This window comes from Ligilactobacillus animalis (genome assembly GCF_009933595.1).
Taxonomy (GTDB): domain Bacteria; phylum Bacillota; class Bacilli; order Lactobacillales; family Lactobacillaceae; genus Ligilactobacillus; species Ligilactobacillus animalis.
In genome coordinates, this window is sequence record NZ_CP047141.1 from 1350127 (window position 1) to 1367109 (window position 16983).

The window sequence follows — 16983 nt, forward strand, 5'->3', positions numbered from 1 at the left end:
AGCCGATGAGTACCGTTACTTTTGGCTACCACATCAAAGATGGCAAGATTGAAGTTGACCCAGTTAATGGCCCCCGCGTTCAAAGTATTTTTAAAGACTATCTGAATGGTGATTCCCTGACAGATGTCGCCTTAAAAAATGGTTTTAAATTCCACGGTACCATCAAACGAATCTTAATTAATCAAACCTACCTTGGGGATAAATACTATCCACCGTTGATAACACCGGAAATTTTTAACCGTCTCCAAACTGAACTTCATCAACGAGCCCTAAACTTAGGACGTACCAACTTACCAACACAGCAGGTAGAGTTTTATCCCCAAACTAAGTTCAAAATGAACCGATCACATCACCGGTACAATATTCCCGCTAAACAAGCCGAATACTTGTACCAGCTAATCGAAAGTGAGGAATCTTAAATGCCCAACAAAAAAATGAAAATCATTCCTGCCCGCCGCCATATCGGTAGCAAGCCGGTCCCCTTTGAGGAAGATATACCCAAATTAAGGGTAGCTGCCTATTGCCGGGTAAGTACCGAATACGAGGAACAAAACTCTAGTTACCAAACCCAAGTTAGCCATTACACCAACTACATCCTAAACCATGACGGTTGGGATCTGGTTAATGTTTATGCCGATGATGGGATTTCTGGGACCAACACCAAAAAGCGGGAGCAATTCAACCAAATGATTGAAGACTGCATGGCCGGCAAAATTGACCTTATCATTACCAAGTCAATTAGCCGTTTTGCCCGGAATACTCTCGATTGTCTTCACTACATTCGGCAACTAAAAGAGAAGAATATCGCCGTCTACTTTGAAAAAGAAAACATCAAAACCACCGACGCCAAGGGGGAAGTTCTTTTAACAATCATGGCTTCCCTAGCTCAGCAAGAAAGCCAATCTTTATCGCAAAACGTTAAACTCGGCTTACAATACCGCTATCAACAAGGGAAAGTCATGGTTAACCATAATTGGTTCCTTGGCTACACCAAAGATGAAGAAGGACACCTAATTGTTGACCCCGAACAAGCTAAAATAGTAAAACGCATCTACTACGAATACTTGGAGGGATATTCTTGTAAACAAATCGCTCGGCGATTAACCACTGATGGCATCCCCAACGGTGCTGGTAATACTAAATGGGGCGATTCCAATATCGCTTCAATTCTCAAAAATGAAAAGTATATCGGCGATGCTCTTTTACAGAAGTCATACACCATCGACTTTTTAACCAAAAAGCGAATTCGCAACCAAGGGATTATGCCTCAGTACTATATCAAAGACGACCATGAGGCAATCATTCCTAAAGATCTCTTTCGCCGGGTGCAAGAAGAAAGAAAGCGTCGCCGGGCTGGAATCAAGGTTCCCTGCGGTAAAACAAGGCACTACAATAACCGCACCTGCTTTTCCTTAAAAGTATTCTGCGGCCGCTGTGGAGATATTTATCACCGTGTTGCCTATAACTACTCCGACGAAAACGGGCAAGTCGTAAAATGGCTTTGTATGACTGGCCATGACCATGATCTTGTGACTTGCCATGGACGCGCCATCTCTGAACGACAATTAAAAGAAGTCTGCCTAAGAGCTTTTAATAAAATTATTGAACCTAACAAAATATTCCAGGCCAAGCTCCAAAATAATATCCGTCATGCGATTAACCAAGTAAATGAAGAACAAGCAACAAAATTAGACCGTGAACTGGACCGCCTACAAATTCTTTTAATCAATCAGACACCCCATTCCAAGGATTATGACAAAATTTCGGATGAGTTCAATAGGATTCAGCAACAACGCGATGAACTTCAATTAACCCTTGATCGTCAAAATGAGGTCGTTCAGAAAAATGTTAACCTACAAAATTTCATTGATATCAATAGTAAGCAACTCAATGAGTTTGATGAACACCTCGTTCGACAACTAATCAAAAAAATCACCATTCAGGAAACCTACTGTGAAGTAGAATTCCAAAATGGCGATTCAATAAAAATTAACCTGTAAATAAATTCTAACACAATGCCCTGGTAGTAGCTTAGCTATTATCAGGGTTTTATTCGTCGTCCGTAAAAAAGCTCTTCAGCTTGTAAGTTGTCACAGGCTCTACATAGTAATGGTACTTAGCCACTAAGCCACAAATCTTGTCCCCATTGATGAGCGTAATTATCCGGGTACCGGCTTTAGCGGTTTTCATGGCTTCACGGGTAAAGTCTGAGGTCGTGATGAATATTCCGTATTCGGCATTGTACTTGTCCATTGCCCCACGGAATTTGTCGATTTCTGGCGCCGAAACTTTACCGTCCCAACGTTTGGCCTGTAAGGCGACCCGAGTTGTTCGAAAATCATCTGAAGTAATGTAGCCAAAGCCATCTAGGCCACCGTCGCCGACATAACGAACGCCAATATTGTCGTCAAGGTCAACGCCCATGTGAATTAGCAAGCCACGACTAAACATCTCAAACTTCTGTGGTGACATCTTAGCTAAGGCTGCTAACAATTCAGCTTTCCAGGGTTCTTCTTCAATCTCAGTCTCTTCTTCTACATCAGTTTCATCGGCTGATTCTTTGGATAGCACTGCCCGCACATCACGGATCGGATCAAAATCTTCTAGCTTAACCGTCCGCCCCTTTTCTGATAGCTCAAGATTGCGATTATCTTCAGTGAAAATAAAACCAGTCGTAATCAAATGTTTAACCGCAAAATTAAAACGATAATCAAAAGGGCGGTATGGGGCGCCTGTTTTCTTTGACTTTTTAACTTCATCGACCTTCTCCTCTGAAATTACTTCGGAGTGATCGCGAATCTCACGTTTTACTTCCTTGCGCGTTACCCGACCGCCAAGTGTCTGCATCGCTTTTAGCACCTCAATCATAATCAGATTTTCAAATTTTTCCATTCTGTTTATGGCCATTCCCAGTTACCCTCCTTCCTAAAAGTTGCACTCTAACTTTTTAACTGTCATAGTTTTGGATTTCGTCCACTCAATTTGTTAGAAATCACTCATTATCCTCGTTTGAACACTATCTGCCTATCCCGCACCGGTCAAAGGATAGCGCAATCCGAGGCCAGCGGGCCAACCAACCCTTCAGCAAATTTTAATCGTTTTGTGTCCGTTCTAGGACGGTTACTGACTCAACGTGTGCTGTTTGTGGGAACTGATCGACTGGCAAGATCGGTTGGGTCACATCATATCCAAGTTCCATGAAACTTTGCAGATCACGGACTAAAGTTGCTGGATTACAGCTGACATAAACGATCTTTTGTGGTTGCATCTTAGTGGCACTTTCGATCAAACTTTGCGTCAAACCTTTGCGTGGTGGATCGACCATGATCACATCTGGCTTGATCCCCTGTTCTTGCCAAGTTGCCATCCAGTCTTCGGCATTGCCCACTTCAAATTCCAAATTATCCAAGTTGTTTAACGCCGCATTTTTCTTGGCATCCGCGATCGCAGCTTCAACGATCTCGACCCCATACACTTTTTTAGCATGCTTTGCCATAGATAATGAGATCGTCCCAATACCACAGTAAGCATCAATAACGGTCTCATTTCCGGTCAAGCCGGCACGCTTGATCGCCTCTTGATAAAGTTTTTCGGTTTGCGTTGGGTTGACTTGGTAAAATGATTTTGCTGAGATCTCAAATTTAAGTCCATTCAACTGATCTGTGATATATTCTTGGCCCGCTAATACCTGGGTCTTGTCACCCAAGATCACATTGGTCTGTTTAGAATTGATGTTTTGTTGCAAACTCACCACATCAGGACAAGCAGCCATGATCTCGGTCACGATCGCTTCTTTATTTGGTAGCTTATTGGTCCGCGTCACCAAAACGACCATCACTTCTTTAGAATAGTGTCCTCGCCGTACCATGATATGCCGTAAGATCCCGCTATGTGTAACTTCATCATAAGCTGTCACTTGATATTTTTGTAAGATCGCCAACACTTTTTGGATCACTTCATCGATCCGCTTATCTTGGATCAAGAAGTCTGTTAGTGGCAAGAAATTATGGCTACCGCGCTTGAAAAAGCCAGCTGTCAATTTCCCATCAAGCTCACGGACTGGGACTTGGGCCTTGTTACGATAGGCATATGGTTCTGCCATCCCCAAAGTTTGTTCAACTGCTAGATCGGCTAGATGCGCCTTTTGCAATAAATCACTAACTAATTTTTGTTTGAATTTCAACTGAGCTGGATAAGCCAGGTGTTGTAATGGTGCGATCCCTGTTTGTGAATAAGCTTTGCCTTTCCCCGTCACCCGATCAGGACTGGTCGTTAAGCGTTCGATAACTTTAGCATAACCAAAATTTTTACCGACCTTTAACACATGGAGTTTAACTTTTTCACCAGGTAAAGCATCATCACAAAAAAGTGAATATCCGTCAACTTTAGCGACACCCATTCCTTGATAAGTCAGATCCACGATCTTCGCTTCTACTTTTTGATTTTTAACTACAGGTAATTTCCGTTTCATTACTTATCCTCACTTGTTTTAGTTTTACTTGTTCTTTTAAAAGCTGTCCTTAAATTAGGAAATTTCTTTTCTAAAAAATATGTACAAGCTAAGTTCGACACAGCCGAAAGTTCCCATAAATACCAAGTACTGCCCGTGCTAAAATACTTAAAGATAAAGAGGTCACGTTCAACTTCTTCTTGCAATTTTTCTAAAATCATTTGAAAGCCGATCCCATGCTCAGCTACAGCTTCTAACATGATCCCCACTAAAAAGACCCAAAACCAGCCAATATTATATGCTTTTCCTTTTTTGAGCAACTTGATCGGACGTCCATGTTTATCAAATCTAGTAGTTTCTTTGAGCTCTGCATCCCTTGTCTGATACCAACCTAAGCACACTGCAACTATGCATAAAGCACACATTATCCCTACATTTTTCCAATTCCAAGTAAAGTTAGCTAAAAACATCCAGAAAGCATAGAACGGTAACGTTACAGCCTCTAACCGACTTACCTTCTCAAACTTGAACGCTTTAGAGCACATATACCCAACTGCAAGCAGTAAAATCAAATAAAATTTCATCATCAAACTTCTTTCTTTATCATTATTATCTATTCTACCAAGTCCGGGAACACAAAAAAAGTGGCAAAGCGCCACCATTTTTTATTATTCAGCTACATACTCAAAACGCTTGATCCCACTAAAGTTCCCCGCATAAGTCATTTTTGCTTGTAGATCTGTTAACAATAAGACTAAAGTTGTTCCCGGATACGCCTTGACCCGCTCTAATTCGACTGAGTCCCCGGTTACTGCTTCTCCCTTTGTCAGCTTTTGTCCGTTCACTTTGAGCTTACCTTCCATTACATATAGCCAGGGTCTATATCCCATTAGATTTGGTAAAGTTGTTTTAGTTTGCTTATCAAAATGAGCATTATAGAGATAAGTTGCTTCTCTGATCGTCAAAGGACTAGCCGTATTTTCTGGACCTGCTAACAAATTCCAAGCACCATCACGCGTGATCTTGCGGTCAAAAAATTGCACGTTGGGACTCAGATATTGTTCACGTGGACGAATAAAAATCTGTAACATCTCTACATCCTCATCTGGCGTGGATTCTTGATGTCAAAAGCTTTTACGTCCATTATTGACCGCTTGTTCTTTACGAAAGATCTGCATCTTTTTCATCCCCTCATAGCTAATTTTAACAGTTTTAAAAGTTGCTTTTGGTCGTTTGAATTTAATCCAGCTAATGCCTCAGCATGGGCAGCCTCTAATTTAGGTGTTACCATCGAATATAGCTTACTTCCACGTTCAGCTACAAATAGTTGCTTTGTCTTTCCAACTTGTTTTCGCGTTATCAGCTCTAATTTCTCCATCTTTGTGATGATTTGAGTGATATTTCCCTTAGTCACGATCAAAGTTGTCGCCAATTCTTTTTGTGTACAACCAGCATGATTATATAAATGATTCAAAATATCATATTGTGCGTTGGTTATCCCGGCTTGCTGTAAGACTTCTGCACTGTTTGCCAAAAGTTGCCGTTGTAACTGACTAATACGCATAAAGATCAAACTTTCTCGATTCATCTTACCACTTCCTTACAATTCAATTAGTAAGTTTATATATAAACTATGATCTTGTCAAGTAAAAAAGAGTGGCGCACCACTCTTAAGCTTTATCATGTTGTTGATGCCACGCCTTGATCTGTTCTAAGCGTTGTTTGAAACGGATCTCGTTTCCCTGCTCAGTTGGTAAATAATAAGTATGTCCCACTAAATTATCCGGCATCGTTTGCATTGTAGTCAGTTTGTCTTTAGCAAAATGAGCTAACTCATAACCTTTACCATAGCCTAATTCTTTCATCAGCTTGGTCGTCCCATTTCTGATCTGCAGGGGTACAGGTTCATTTAAAGTCTGTTTGACATCTTTAGCGACTCTTGTAGTTGCTTTATAGACGGCATTAGATTTAGGTGCCAAAGATAGATAGATCACCGCTTGGGTCAAATGCACATTGCATTCGGGCATTCCGATAAATTGACACGTTTGAAAAACATTGACCACTAGATTCAATGCATTGTTGTCAGCTAAGCCGATATCTTCACTGGCAAACCGCAACAAGCGTCGGGCAATATACAAAGGATCTTCACCACCAGCTAACATCCGATTCAACCAATAGATCGCTGCATCAACATCGCTATTACGCATGGATTTATGCAGCGCTGAGATCAAGTCATAATGATCTTCACCGTTCTTATCATATTTGAGCGTCTTTTCCCCTAAAACTTGACTTAACAGATCATCGCTCAGTTCTAAAGTTCCATCTTGGCTGACATTTCCATTATCAACTAACATCTCCAAGGTATTCAAAGCATTTCGCGCATCCCCATCACTAAAGATCGCGATCTGTTCTAATAATGTCTTTGAGGCGGTGAGCTCTTTTTCAAATCCTTCTCGACAAGCACGATCCAATAATTCAACTAATTGTTCTTTCGTCAGTTGCTTTAAGACAAAGACTTTCAATCTGGATAAGAGCGCTGAATTGATCTCAAAAGATGGATTCTCTGTCGTTGCCCCGATCAAAACGATACTTCCATTTTCCACAAATGGGAGGAAAGCATCCTGTTGCGCCTTATTGAAACGATGGATCTCGTCTACGAAAACGATCGTCTTTTGGCCATAAGCAGTATTAGCTTCGGCTTCTTGCATGATCTTTTTGATCTCTTTGATCCCACTTGTGACCGCACTAAATGAGATAAAACCGGCTTTAGTCTGCTTAGCGATAACTTGAGCCAACGTCGTCTTCCCCACACCGGGAGGGCCCCATAAGATCATCGAAGTCACTCGATCTTGCGTGATCAATTCTCGTAAGATCTTACCTGGTCCCAATAAATGCGTCTGTCCGAAAACTTGATCTAAATTCTCTGGTCGTAAACGACTAGCTAGCGGTTCATTAGCTTGGTCCTCAAAGATCGATCCTTGTTGCATGCTCTCACCTCCGTTTATCTGTCGTTTCCATTCTATCATACCGAACATTAGTTTGTAAAAATAAAATCAAAATACTTGTTCTAACAAAAAAGCAGCCAGTTACCTAGCTGCCTAATTGATTTTTTCATAGGTCTGAAGCCCAAAGTACCTTGACCTATTGACTTATGATCAATAATGATTTGATCGCTTCACGTTTATCCATAGCTTCATAAGCGGCTTGGACATCATCCAATGTGAAACGTTTGGTAAAGACCTTACCCGGTTCGATCTTGCCCTCTAAGACTGCCGCTAATAGTACGGCTCGATCATGAGTCGTGACCGAAGCGAGCCCACCGCGTAAACCGATATTTTTCCAAAATAGTTGATTAGAGCTTGGTTCAGTTTGCGGAACGCCTACACGACCGATCACTGCACCTGGACGAGCTACTTGCCCGGCTTGTTCGATCGCTGAAGTTGCCCCTACACATTCTAAAACAGCATCTGCACCCGCACCATCTGTCAATTCTAGTACTTTTTGAACTGCCATATCGCCACGCTCAGAAACGATATCAGTCGCTCCAAATTCACGGGCTAATTTAGCTCGATCTTCATGGTGGCTCAAACTGATGATCCGCTTAGCCCCACGTAATTTGGCACCGATAACGCCACAAAGTCCAACAGCTCCATCACCGATCACAACAACAGTATCACCGGCTTTGACTTCAGCCGTAAAAGCAGCGTGATAGCCAGTTGCCATGACATCAGATAAAGTTAAAAGAGAATTCAACTGGTCATCAGTATAATCAGCTGGTTGACCAGGGATCTTGACTAGGCCCCAATCAGCGTTATAATACCGCAAATATTGACCTTGATAGCCCCCATTACCGCCGGCTTCTTGATTTAAACAGTTACCATCAAAGCCTGCTTGACATGCCGCACAGTATCCACAACCATGGGTAAAGGGGACGATCACGAAATCACCAACTTTGACATTTTTTACATCTACTCCAACTTCAGCAACGAGCCCGATCGCCTCATGACCAACTAAACTGTTAGCTTGACGTTTAGAGATCCCGCGATACCACCAAAGATCTGAACCACAGACACAAGCACGCACGATCTTGATGATCGCATCAGTTGATTTTTGAAGTGTTGGTTTTTCGACTTCCGTAACTTCCATTTTGCCTGGTTCTACAAAGATTGCCGCTTTCATCCTATCTACCCCTCTCATTAATACACTAGACGCTCACTGCCCTCAGTCTTAGGGTCAGCGATGCCCACACTATCATTGACTAAAAATTTTGGATCAGCAATGATCCTTAAGACCACATCCGCAATACTCTTACGCGAACCTGAAACACCGAGATAAGTTTCATCTTTATGAGTGATCTCATAAGCCACTTCACGATCATTTAACCATGAGAGCCGTAAAGTCGTATAGTCTAGACCTGATCTTGCCAACAGCTTATCAGAAATTTCAGCTGATTCCAAGCCAGGTGCAACCATCTCTTTGTTCTAACGCCCAAATTCACCTAAAACTTCATCATAGATCCCTAAAATGTTGGTAAAGACGCCCCGCTTAACACCTGTTTCTTTCATCGCCTCGATCACATATTTAGTTTGATGGTTATCACTAGTATGATCGACCACGCCTACAAAGACTAGATTTTGACCCAAAATAGCTTGTTTGACATCAGCATAATTATTCAAACTGCCTTCGATCAACGTCACACGGTCATTATCTTCTAAAGCTGCCAAACGTTTTTTATCGCGTAAAAATAACGTCAACTCAACATCAGAAAATTCTGGTTCAGTTAAGACACGTTCCTCAACTAAACGTGAAATTTGTCCATTAGCTGCCATGATCAATACTTTTTTCATTTTTCTATTACCTCTTTTGCCCATGTTAAAATATCTTTTTTGTCATCCAAAAACTTCTCTCATTTTACTTTTGAGCATATTATGCTTCCACTTATTTACAAGAATAACTATAAACCCTGAAGTGAACTATAAGGCAAGTAGAAATTTAGATAAAAAAACTCGCTGCTCCATCTTGGAACAACGAGTTCTTAACTACTTATCTAATTTGATATTGTCAGATTCATCGAGTTCTTGGACACCATCAACAAAGTTTTTCTTGGCTTCGTCCATATCTTCATCTTCTTTGACTTCCGTGATCGCCCGTTCTGGGATCTCTTGGGTATTAGCAAAGATCTCAATGTGACGTTTCAAGTTCTTGAATTTCATCGGTGCATCCCCACCGTATTCACCATCGATGTTGATCATCATTTTTTCGTCGACTGGTTTAGCGACCAACTTAGATGTTTTAACATAGAGGATATTAGCGTCGTTGATGTGTTTACCACCGTTTAAGACCATTGTGATCAAACGCATCATTTCTAACAGATTGCTCGTCTTGACCACGATCAAGGTAAATTTTCCGTCGTCTAAACTGGCGTCGGGCACGATCTGCTCAAAGCCACCAACTGAATTAGTCAAAGCTAAGAAAAACATCGATGCTTTTCCGTCATAAACCCCATCATCATATTCAAGGTGCATGTTGATCGGTTTGATCCGTGGCAACAATTCAGCCCCCTTAACTAGGTAAGCCAAATAGCCAAAGAGCGTCTTGAATTCAGATGGCACCGCATATGTCAATTCACTCAAGAGACCACCAGCTGCAATGTTGACAAAATATTTGTCATTAGCCCGCCCGATATCCATCTTGACCGTTTTACCATTGGCGATAACTTTAGCTGCTTCGATCGGACTTTCCCGTGGTATCTTTAAAGCACGCGCATAGTCATTAGTTGTACCGGCGGGAATGATCCCCAACTTTGGCCGATGCTTTAGAGGGGCGATCCCATTAACGACTTCATTGATCGTGCCATCACCACCAGCAGCAATGATCAAGTTAAAGCCTGCTTGAGCTGCTCGTTTAGCTTCATTTTGAGCAGAATTAGGTTCAGGCGTCGTTGCAAAGGCACTCGTTTCATAACCAGCACGTTCTAAAATATTTAAGATCTCAACTAGATCATTTTTTAAAGCTTCACGTCCAGATGTCGGATTATAAATAATTCGGCAACGCTTTTGCATAATTATTCCCTCATGGCGCAGTTTGCGTCTATCTTTCCTTTAAACTTGCCATCAACAATTTATTAACAACTTTAGGGTTAGCTTTACCATGGGTCTGTTTCATGATGTTACCCACTAAGAAGCCAACCGCACGATCTTTACCATTCTTAAAGTCTTCGATCGATTGTTCGTTGTTGTCCAATACTTCATCGATGATCGGTTGCAATTTAGCTGGGTCAGATAATTGTACCATGCCTTTTTCTTCGACCCATGCTTTTGGTTCGGTATCATTTTTGATGATCTCTTTAAAGACCTTCTTAGCGATCTTAGATGAGATCGTTTCATCTTGAATCAACTTGATCATGGTTGCCAAATGTTCTGGGGTCAATGCCGTTTGACCTAACTCAACTTTTTGAGCATTCAAATAAGCACTAACTTCACCCATCAACCAGTTAGCAGCTAATTTAGCATCCGCTCCAGCAGCTACAGTTGCTTCATAGAAATCAGACATTTCTTTTGTTTGCGTCAAGACGCCCGCATCATATTCAGTAATGCCCCAGTCGTTGACATAGCGTTTACGACGAACGTCAGGCATTTCTGGGATCGAACCTTTGACTTCAGCGACCCATTCATCAGAAATATGGATCGGTGGTAGATCAGGTTCTGGGAAGTAACGGTAATCGCTCTTACCTTCTTTGACACGCATCAAGATCGTTTCACCACTTGGTTCATCAAAACGCCGTGTTTCTTGTTGGATCTCACCACCAGCCATCAAGACACGTTCTTGACGCTTAGCTTCATATTCCAAACCTTTTTTCACGTGTTCAAAGGAGTTTAAGTTCTTCATTTCCGTCTTAGTCCCAAACTTAGTTGAACCGATCGCACGAACTGAGATGTTAACGTCAGCCCGCATTGAACCTTCTTCCATCTTCACATCGGATACGCCGGTAAATTGAATGATCTGACGTAAACGTGTCAAGTATGCGTAAGCTTCTTCTGGAGAAGCGATATCTGGTTTAGAGACGATCTCGATCAATGGTGTGCCTTGACGGTTCAAGTCAACATAAGAGTAGCCGTCCGGATTATGCGTGTTTTTACCCGCATCTTCTTCGACGTGCATTTCTTCGATCCCGATCTTCTTTTTAGTTCCATCTTCAAGTTCGATCTCAAGCCAACCATCGTGTCCGATCGGTGTTTGAGCTTGGGTGATCTGGTATGCTTTTGGATTATCTGGATAGAAGTAGTTCTTACGGTCAAAGTGGATATCCCGTGTGATCTCACAGTTAAGTGCTAAAGCAGCACGCATCCCGTATTCCAAAGCGCCCTTGTTCAATTGTGGCAAGACCCCAGGATAGCCCCAATCGATAACATTAGTATTCGTATTTGGTTCTGCCCCGTAAACTACTGGTGCGGGAGAATAAGCCTTGGAGTTTGTCTTCATTTCAATGTGGACTTCAAGCCCGATTGTTGTTTCAAAGTTCATTAGTTTTGACCCCCGATCGTTGGAACTTGTTTATGGAAGTCGGTTGCTTGTTCAAAAGCATAGCCCGCTTTATACATCGTATCTTCTCTAAATTGTGGTGCGATCAATTGCATCCCGATCGGCAAACCGTTAGAGAAACCAGCTGGAAGTGACATCCCTGGTAGACCAGCTAAGTTTACCGGGATCGTCAAGATATCATTCATGTACATCGTGATCGGATCATTGATCTCATCACCGATCCCATAAGCTGTTGTTGGTGCAGTTGGTCCTAAGATCAAGTCATAGTCGTTAAAGACTTTCGCAAAATCTTGGCAGATCAAGGTTCTAACTTGAGCAGCTTTCTTGAAGAAGGCATCATAAGTCCCAGCGGAAAGTGAGAATGTCCCTAACATGATCCGGCGTTTAACTTCATCGCCAAAGCCTTCCGAGCGTGAACGAACATAAACGTCTTCTAAGTTCTTAACATCTTGGGCTCTAAAGCCGTAGCGGATCCCATCAAAACGTTGTAAGTTAGATGAAGCTTCAGAAGAGGCAATGATGTAGTATACTTGTACCCCATACTTGCTGTGTGGCAAGGAAACTTCATCAACGGTCGCACCCAAGCTTTCAAATGTCTTGATCGCTTCTTTGATCGCTTCTTTAACATCTTCATCAACACCTTCACCAAAGTATTCTTTTGGCACGGCGATCTTCATACCCTTGATATCACCATCTAAGCCTTGGGTAAAGTCAGGAACTTCACGGTTAGAGCTGGTAAAATCACGGCTATCATGACCGCTGATCGCATTTAGGACATAGGCATTGTCTTTGACTGTGCGTGTCAATGGTCCGATCTGATCTAAGCTAGAAGCAAAAGCGATCAAGCCGTAACGAGATACACGACCATAAGTAGGTTTGACCCCAACGATACCATTATATGCTGCTGGTTGACGGATCGAACCACCGGTATCTGAACCTAGGGCAGCTAAAACTTGGCCCGAAGCAACAGCGGCTGCTGAACCACCAGAAGAGCCACCAGGGACTTTAGTTTGATCCCAAGCATTCTTAGTTACCTTAAAGGCTGAACTTTCAGTCGAACCACCCATAGCAAATTCATCCATGTTGACTTTACCCACATTGATCATTTGAGCAGCAGCTAATTTTTCCATAACTGTTGCATCATAGATCGGGTCAAAGTTTTCTAACATCTTGCTGGCAGCCGTTGTCCGCAAGCCTTTTGTCACGATATTATCTTTGATCGCGATCGGGATCCCAGCTAAAACATTAGCTGGATCGATCCCATTTTGGTCAAGTTCTTTAGCTTGCTTCAAAGCAGCTTCTTCGTTTAAAGCTAGGAAAGCAGCGATCTGTTGATCACGGTCTTTGATCGTCTTGAAAGTATCTTTCGCTAACTCCTCCACGCTCAAATCTTTGTTGACCAATTTTTCATGTAAACTGGTCAGATCAGTTGTAAAATAATCCATGGGCTAGCCTTCCTCGCTTTCATCAATAATTGCTGGCACTTTGATAAAGCCATCTTTTCTTTCAGGTACATTTTCCATCAACAATTCACGGTCGGTCCCCTTAACTGCGATATCTTCTCGCATCACATTAAAGGCATCCGTCACAGTTGTCGTTACCGGTACATCTGTCGTATCGACTTCACTCAATTGTTGTACCATATTGATGATCTGGTCCATTTGACCGGTGAATTTTTGTAATTCTGCATCGCTAAATTCAAGCTTTGCCAAACTTGCAACGTGCTTTACTTCATTTGCGCTGATCGCCATCTTCATCCTTCTTTCTTGCATATCTGCTTAATATTTTAGCATAGATCTGCTGACTTTTTTATAGTCGATTTTATTCTAATCATCAAAGACGTGGGCATAGAAGTTACCACTATCTTTTTCGCGAGCTAGAAAGGCTTGAACTTCACCATCTGAGCCTTTGATCGTGATATCGATCGGAATATCACCCGGCAAGTAGGTCTTTGCCATCTGAGAAACAAACTGCGTAAAGCTTCTGATCTCAGTTTCACTGTAAAATTGGGTCGTGATCTTAACGTGCAGTTCTTGGAGTGACTTATTCTTATACTTGGCTTGAGCCGTTACCCCAGCTAAGTTAGGGAAAAAGCTTTGCGTCTTATTTTTGAAAGCATTGAAGGAACTTTCATCATTATCGTTGACCGCACCATTTTCTGCTGTTGATGGCAAGACTGAGGTTTGGAGATTAGTTTCCTTCCAACTCCCCAAAGTATCACCATCACTCACACTATAAGCATAGAAAGTTCCCCCGACCAAACTATCATTAGGCGCTTGTTCATACATACAGATCAAGATCGGTACATCTGATGCACCATCGAGTTTTCTGACCCGCTTCAAGACTTCAGCTGCGGCTTTTTTACCCTCTTCTTCCATTTTTTCCTTGGAGATATTAGTGGTGTACATCGCACCATACTGTTCTTTTTGGTAATAATCCTTACGATTCATTCCGATACCGATCGTGATCCCAGCTAATTCCAGTTTGCCATCGGTCTCTTTCATGTAATCTTGTTCTTCGATCTGTTGGATATAGATCGGATTGCGCTTGTCTGCGTCTTTTTCGCCATTATCTTCAGGATTTAGACCAGTCGGGTTATCCTTTGACTTACGCCCGAGCCAATCTTGAACCGTGCCTTTGGTCAACAATTGGCCTTCGCGGAAAATGTAATCTTTGGTGGGAAATTCCTCTTTAGATAAAGTTGTCATGCCACTTTCAAAACTCTTTAAATTCAACATATTTTCTGAATTTTGAACGATCCCGACACCACGAGCCTTACTCGTTAAATAACGTCCATTTTCGATCACACCTTGATAATCGGAGGTATCTACTTGACCCGTAGTTTGGTAACCCTTTTTGGATTGTTGCGTTGATTGCGTGACTGAATTGCCAGAGCCACTGCTTCCTAAATTACCACAGGCTGAAAGTAACATGGTACCTGCACATAAGCTAACTAATGCTAAATACTTCTTTCTCATCAATTGCCTCCTGTTTGCCGTAAAAATTCATCTTCATCAATAATTTTTATTCCTAATTCTTGGGCCTTAGTCAATTTGCTACCAGCATCATGACCTGCAACTAAAAGGTCGGTCTTTTTCGAAACGCTCCCTGTTACTTTAGCACCATGCGCCTCTAAGATCTGTTTAGCTTCCGCTCGCTTGATCTTGTCGAGTTTTCCCGTTAAAACTACGGTCAGACCATTCAATGGATCATCGGCTGTTTGCTCGGCTAGCTCTTCAGCGCTCTGACCTAGGAAAGTCAAATTAACTCCAGCTGCAGTAAATTCTTCCAATAATAGGTCAACTTGTTCATTTTCAAAATATGTCACCACAGCATCCGCGATCGTTTCGCCGATCGAGTCAAGTTCTACGATCTCTGCTACCGTTGCTTTCTTTAAAGCTTGGATCGTCTTAAAGTGTTGGGCTAAGATAAATGCCGCTTTGGCCCCCACATGCCGGATCCCCAAGCCAAAAAGTAACCGTTCTAATGAGTTAGCTTTGCTCTGTTCGATCGCTTGTAACAAATTATTGGCTGATTTTTCTTTGAATTTATCTAACGTCAATAATTCATCAAAGGTCAAATTATATAGCCCCGCCGCATCTTTGATCAATTTCTTGTCGAAGAGTTGTTCAATGATCCGTGGCCCTAACCCATCTATGTTCATCGCATTTCGCGACGCAAAGTGCGTCAGACTTTCTTTTAATAAGGCTGGGCACTGCGGATTGATACACCGCAACGCAACTTCGTCATCCAAATGAACCAGTTTTGCGCCACATTCAGGACATTCTGTCGGTATCGTATAAGGTTGACTTGAAGCTGGACGTTTAGCCAACACAACTTCTGAGATCTCTGGAATAATGTCGCCTGCTTTGTGTAATTTGACAGTATCACCGAGGCGGATGTCTTTTTGTTGCAAATAATCAGGATTGTGTAAAGAAGCTCTTGAAACCACGGTCCCCGCTAAAGTCACTGGATCCATCACGGCCGTTGGTGTCACCACTCCAGTCCGTCCCACCGTCCATTCGATCTCACGGACGATCGTTTCTTGTTCGTCTGGTGGAAATTTATAAGCGATCGCCCAACGCGGAACTTTGACCGTATTTCCAACTTCGGCGTGGATCGCAAACGGATCAGCTTTGATCACGATCCCATCGATCTCATAAGCTAGTTGTGCCCGTTTAGCCTGATATTTATCAATATAGTCATTGATCTCAGCCATTTCACTCGCTACGATCGCTTCTTCATTGACTTTGAAGCCCCATGCTTTTAATTGAGCTAAAGCCTGACTTTGGGTCGCGACCCCAAATTTTTCGGGCTCCATCAAATAATACATAAAGACACTTAAATTACGCTTGGCTGTTTCTTTGGTATCTAATTGCCGCAATGAACCAGCTGCAGCATTTCTTGGGTTAGCAAAGACTGTTTGGCCCTGTTCTTCGCGCGCCTTATTCAATTTTAGAAATGACTCTTTTGGCATATAGCATTCGCCCCGGACTTCAACGTCGATCGGTTCACTTAAACGCAAAGGGATCGCCTTGATCGTTTTTAAGTTTTCCGTGATATCTTCACCGATGATCCCGTTGCCACGGGTCGAACCTTTGACAAAGACACCTTTTTCGTAGACCAATGAGATCGCTAAGCCGTCGATCTTTAATTCACAGCTATAAGCAAAAGTCTTGGCTACATTTTCCTCTAGTTTGGTTTTGAATTCGGCTAGTTCTGCTTTTGAAAAAACATCGCCTAGTGAAAGCATCGGAATCTCATGTTCGACCTTTTCAAAGCCACTTAAAACTTGACCGCCGACACGTCTAGTAGGTGAATCATCAGTTACGAGCTCAGGATACTTAGTTTCAAGTTCGACCAAACGTTGATAGGTAGCGTCATAGACATGATCTTCCACTGTTGGTCGATCTAACACATAGTATTCATGGCTCCATTTGTTCAATTGAGCACGTAGATCTTTGACCTCTTCTAAAGTCTTTGCTTCCATC

Annotated in this window: 15 protein-coding genes and 1 pseudogene; 2 read left to right on the forward strand and 14 right to left on the reverse strand. The window is 42.3% G+C overall.

From position 1 onward, the window contains the following. The first annotated feature begins 5 nt into the window (after positions 1–5). Both GSR62_RS06675 and GSR62_RS06680 read left to right on the forward strand, forming a co-directional pair. Positions 6–419, forward strand: coding sequence for a hypothetical protein (locus GSR62_RS06675; RefSeq protein ID WP_066024075.1), 414 nt, complete (start codon positions 6–8; stop codon positions 417–419). Further along, the gene (locus tag GSR62_RS06680) at positions 420–2000 is read left to right on the forward strand and encodes a recombinase family protein (RefSeq protein WP_066024076.1); all 1581 of its coding nucleotides are present in this window, start codon (positions 420–422) and stop codon (positions 1998–2000) included. It begins immediately after the preceding gene. 49 nt (positions 2001–2049) lie between these two features. Here the strand turns inward: GSR62_RS06680 and GSR62_RS06685 are convergent, their stop codons facing one another. From GSR62_RS06685 to ligA, 14 genes and pseudogenes are all read right to left on the reverse strand, one after another. Continuing rightward, the gene (locus GSR62_RS06685) at positions 2050–2907 is read right to left on the reverse strand and encodes a restriction endonuclease (RefSeq protein WP_066024077.1); all 858 of its coding nucleotides are present in this window, start codon (positions 2905–2907) and stop codon (positions 2050–2052) included. 184 nt (positions 2908–3091) lie between these two features. Beyond that, positions 3092–4471: a 23S rRNA (uracil(1939)-C(5))-methyltransferase RlmD gene (gene rlmD / locus GSR62_RS06690; protein WP_066024078.1), complete on the reverse strand. Its 1380-nt coding sequence runs from the start codon at positions 4469–4471 to the stop codon at positions 3092–3094. Continuing rightward, positions 4471–5034, reverse strand: coding sequence for a hypothetical protein (locus GSR62_RS06695; protein WP_066024079.1), 564 nt, complete (start codon positions 5032–5034; stop codon positions 4471–4473). Before GSR62_RS06695 ends, rlmD begins: the two co-directional genes overlap by 1 nt. An 84-nt stretch (positions 5035–5118) precedes the next feature. After that, entirely contained in the window at positions 5119–5541 is a 423-nt protein-coding gene (locus GSR62_RS06700; protein ID WP_066024080.1) for a pirin family protein, read from the reverse strand. A 92-nt stretch (positions 5542–5633) separates the two neighbouring features. After that, on the reverse strand, positions 5634–6038 hold the full coding sequence (locus GSR62_RS06705; protein WP_010689523.1) for a MarR family winged helix-turn-helix transcriptional regulator: 405 nt from the start codon (positions 6036–6038) through the stop codon (positions 5634–5636). 82 nt (positions 6039–6120) lie between these two features. Continuing rightward, positions 6121–7437, reverse strand: a complete 1317-nt coding sequence (locus GSR62_RS06710; protein ID WP_005920426.1) for a replication-associated recombination protein A — start codon at positions 7435–7437, stop codon at positions 6121–6123. Between the two features lie 154 nt (positions 7438–7591). After that, positions 7592–8629, reverse strand: coding sequence for a zinc-binding dehydrogenase (locus tag GSR62_RS06715; protein WP_066024081.1), 1038 nt, complete (start codon positions 8627–8629; stop codon positions 7592–7594). A gap of 17 nt (positions 8630–8646) precedes the next feature. Beyond that, a pseudogene (locus GSR62_RS06720) lies at positions 8647–9297 on the reverse strand (NAD(P)H-binding protein). A gap of 192 nt (positions 9298–9489) precedes the next feature. Next, positions 9490–10512: a diacylglycerol kinase gene (locus GSR62_RS06725; protein WP_035447474.1), complete on the reverse strand. Its 1023-nt coding sequence runs from the start codon at positions 10510–10512 to the stop codon at positions 9490–9492. Between the two features lie 28 nt (positions 10513–10540). After that, positions 10541–11974, reverse strand: coding sequence for an Asp-tRNA(Asn)/Glu-tRNA(Gln) amidotransferase subunit GatB (gatB, locus tag GSR62_RS06730; RefSeq protein ID WP_066024082.1), 1434 nt, complete (start codon positions 11972–11974; stop codon positions 10541–10543). Further along, a complete protein-coding gene (gene gatA, locus GSR62_RS06735; protein WP_066024083.1) occupies positions 11974–13437 on the reverse strand; it encodes an Asp-tRNA(Asn)/Glu-tRNA(Gln) amidotransferase subunit GatA in 1464 nt (487 codons plus the stop codon). The genes gatB and gatA overlap by 1 nt, the downstream gene beginning before the upstream one ends. Positions 13438–13440: 3 nt before the next feature. Next, positions 13441–13743, reverse strand: coding sequence for an Asp-tRNA(Asn)/Glu-tRNA(Gln) amidotransferase subunit GatC (gatC, locus tag GSR62_RS06740; RefSeq protein ID WP_005917887.1), 303 nt, complete (start codon positions 13741–13743; stop codon positions 13441–13443). 75 nt (positions 13744–13818) lie between these two features. After that, entirely contained in the window at positions 13819–14970 is a 1152-nt protein-coding gene (locus GSR62_RS06745) for a CamS family sex pheromone protein (protein WP_035447482.1), read from the reverse strand. Further along, positions 14970–16982 carry an NAD-dependent DNA ligase LigA gene (ligA, locus tag GSR62_RS06750; RefSeq protein WP_066024084.1) on the reverse strand — a complete coding sequence of 671 codons (2013 nt, stop codon included), beginning with the start codon at positions 16980–16982 and terminating at the stop codon, positions 14970–14972. Before ligA ends, GSR62_RS06745 begins: the two co-directional genes overlap by 1 nt. Position 16983 lies beyond the last annotated feature (1 nt).

Bases quoted from the DNA above. Each gene is read 5' to 3' on its own strand.
- GSR62_RS06705 (WP_010689523.1), bottom strand. From the start codon at position 6,038: ATGAATCGAGAAAGTTTGATCTTTATGCGTATTAGTCAGTTACAACGG.
- GSR62_RS06675 (WP_066024075.1), top strand. From the start codon at position 6: ATGAGTACCGTTACTTTTGGCTACCACATCAAAGATGGCAAGATTGAA.
- gatA (WP_066024083.1), bottom strand. From the start codon at position 13,437: ATGGATTATTTTACAACTGATCTGACCAGTTTACATGAAAAATTGGTC.
- GSR62_RS06700 (WP_066024080.1), bottom strand. From the start codon at position 5,541: ATGTTACAGATTTTTATTCGTCCACGTGAACAATATCTGAGTCCCAAC.
- rlmD (WP_066024078.1), bottom strand. From the start codon at position 4,471: ATGAAACGGAAATTACCTGTAGTTAAAAATCAAAAAGTAGAAGCGAAG.
- GSR62_RS06710 (WP_005920426.1), bottom strand. From the start codon at position 7,437: ATGCAACAAGGATCGATCTTTGAGGACCAAGCTAATGAACCGCTAGCT.
- GSR62_RS06745 (WP_035447482.1), bottom strand. From the start codon at position 14,970: ATGAGAAAGAAGTATTTAGCATTAGTTAGCTTATGTGCAGGTACCATG.
- GSR62_RS06685 (WP_066024077.1), bottom strand. From the start codon at position 2,907: ATGGCCATAAACAGAATGGAAAAATTTGAAAATCTGATTATGATTGAG.
- gatB (WP_066024082.1), bottom strand. From the start codon at position 11,974: ATGAACTTTGAAACAACAATCGGGCTTGAAGTCCACATTGAAATGAAG.
- ligA (WP_066024084.1), bottom strand. From the start codon at position 16,982: ATGGAAGCAAAGACTTTAGAAGAGGTCAAAGATCTACGTGCTCAATTG.
- GSR62_RS06695 (WP_066024079.1), bottom strand. From the start codon at position 5,034: ATGAAATTTTATTTGATTTTACTGCTTGCAGTTGGGTATATGTGCTCT.
- GSR62_RS06715 (WP_066024081.1), bottom strand. From the start codon at position 8,629: ATGAAAGCGGCAATCTTTGTAGAACCAGGCAAAATGGAAGTTACGGAA.
- GSR62_RS06680 (WP_066024076.1), top strand. From the start codon at position 420: ATGCCCAACAAAAAAATGAAAATCATTCCTGCCCGCCGCCATATCGGT.
- GSR62_RS06725 (WP_035447474.1), bottom strand. From the start codon at position 10,512: ATGCAAAAGCGTTGCCGAATTATTTATAATCCGACATCTGGACGTGAA.
- gatC (WP_005917887.1), bottom strand. From the start codon at position 13,743: ATGGCGATCAGCGCAAATGAAGTAAAGCACGTTGCAAGTTTGGCAAAG.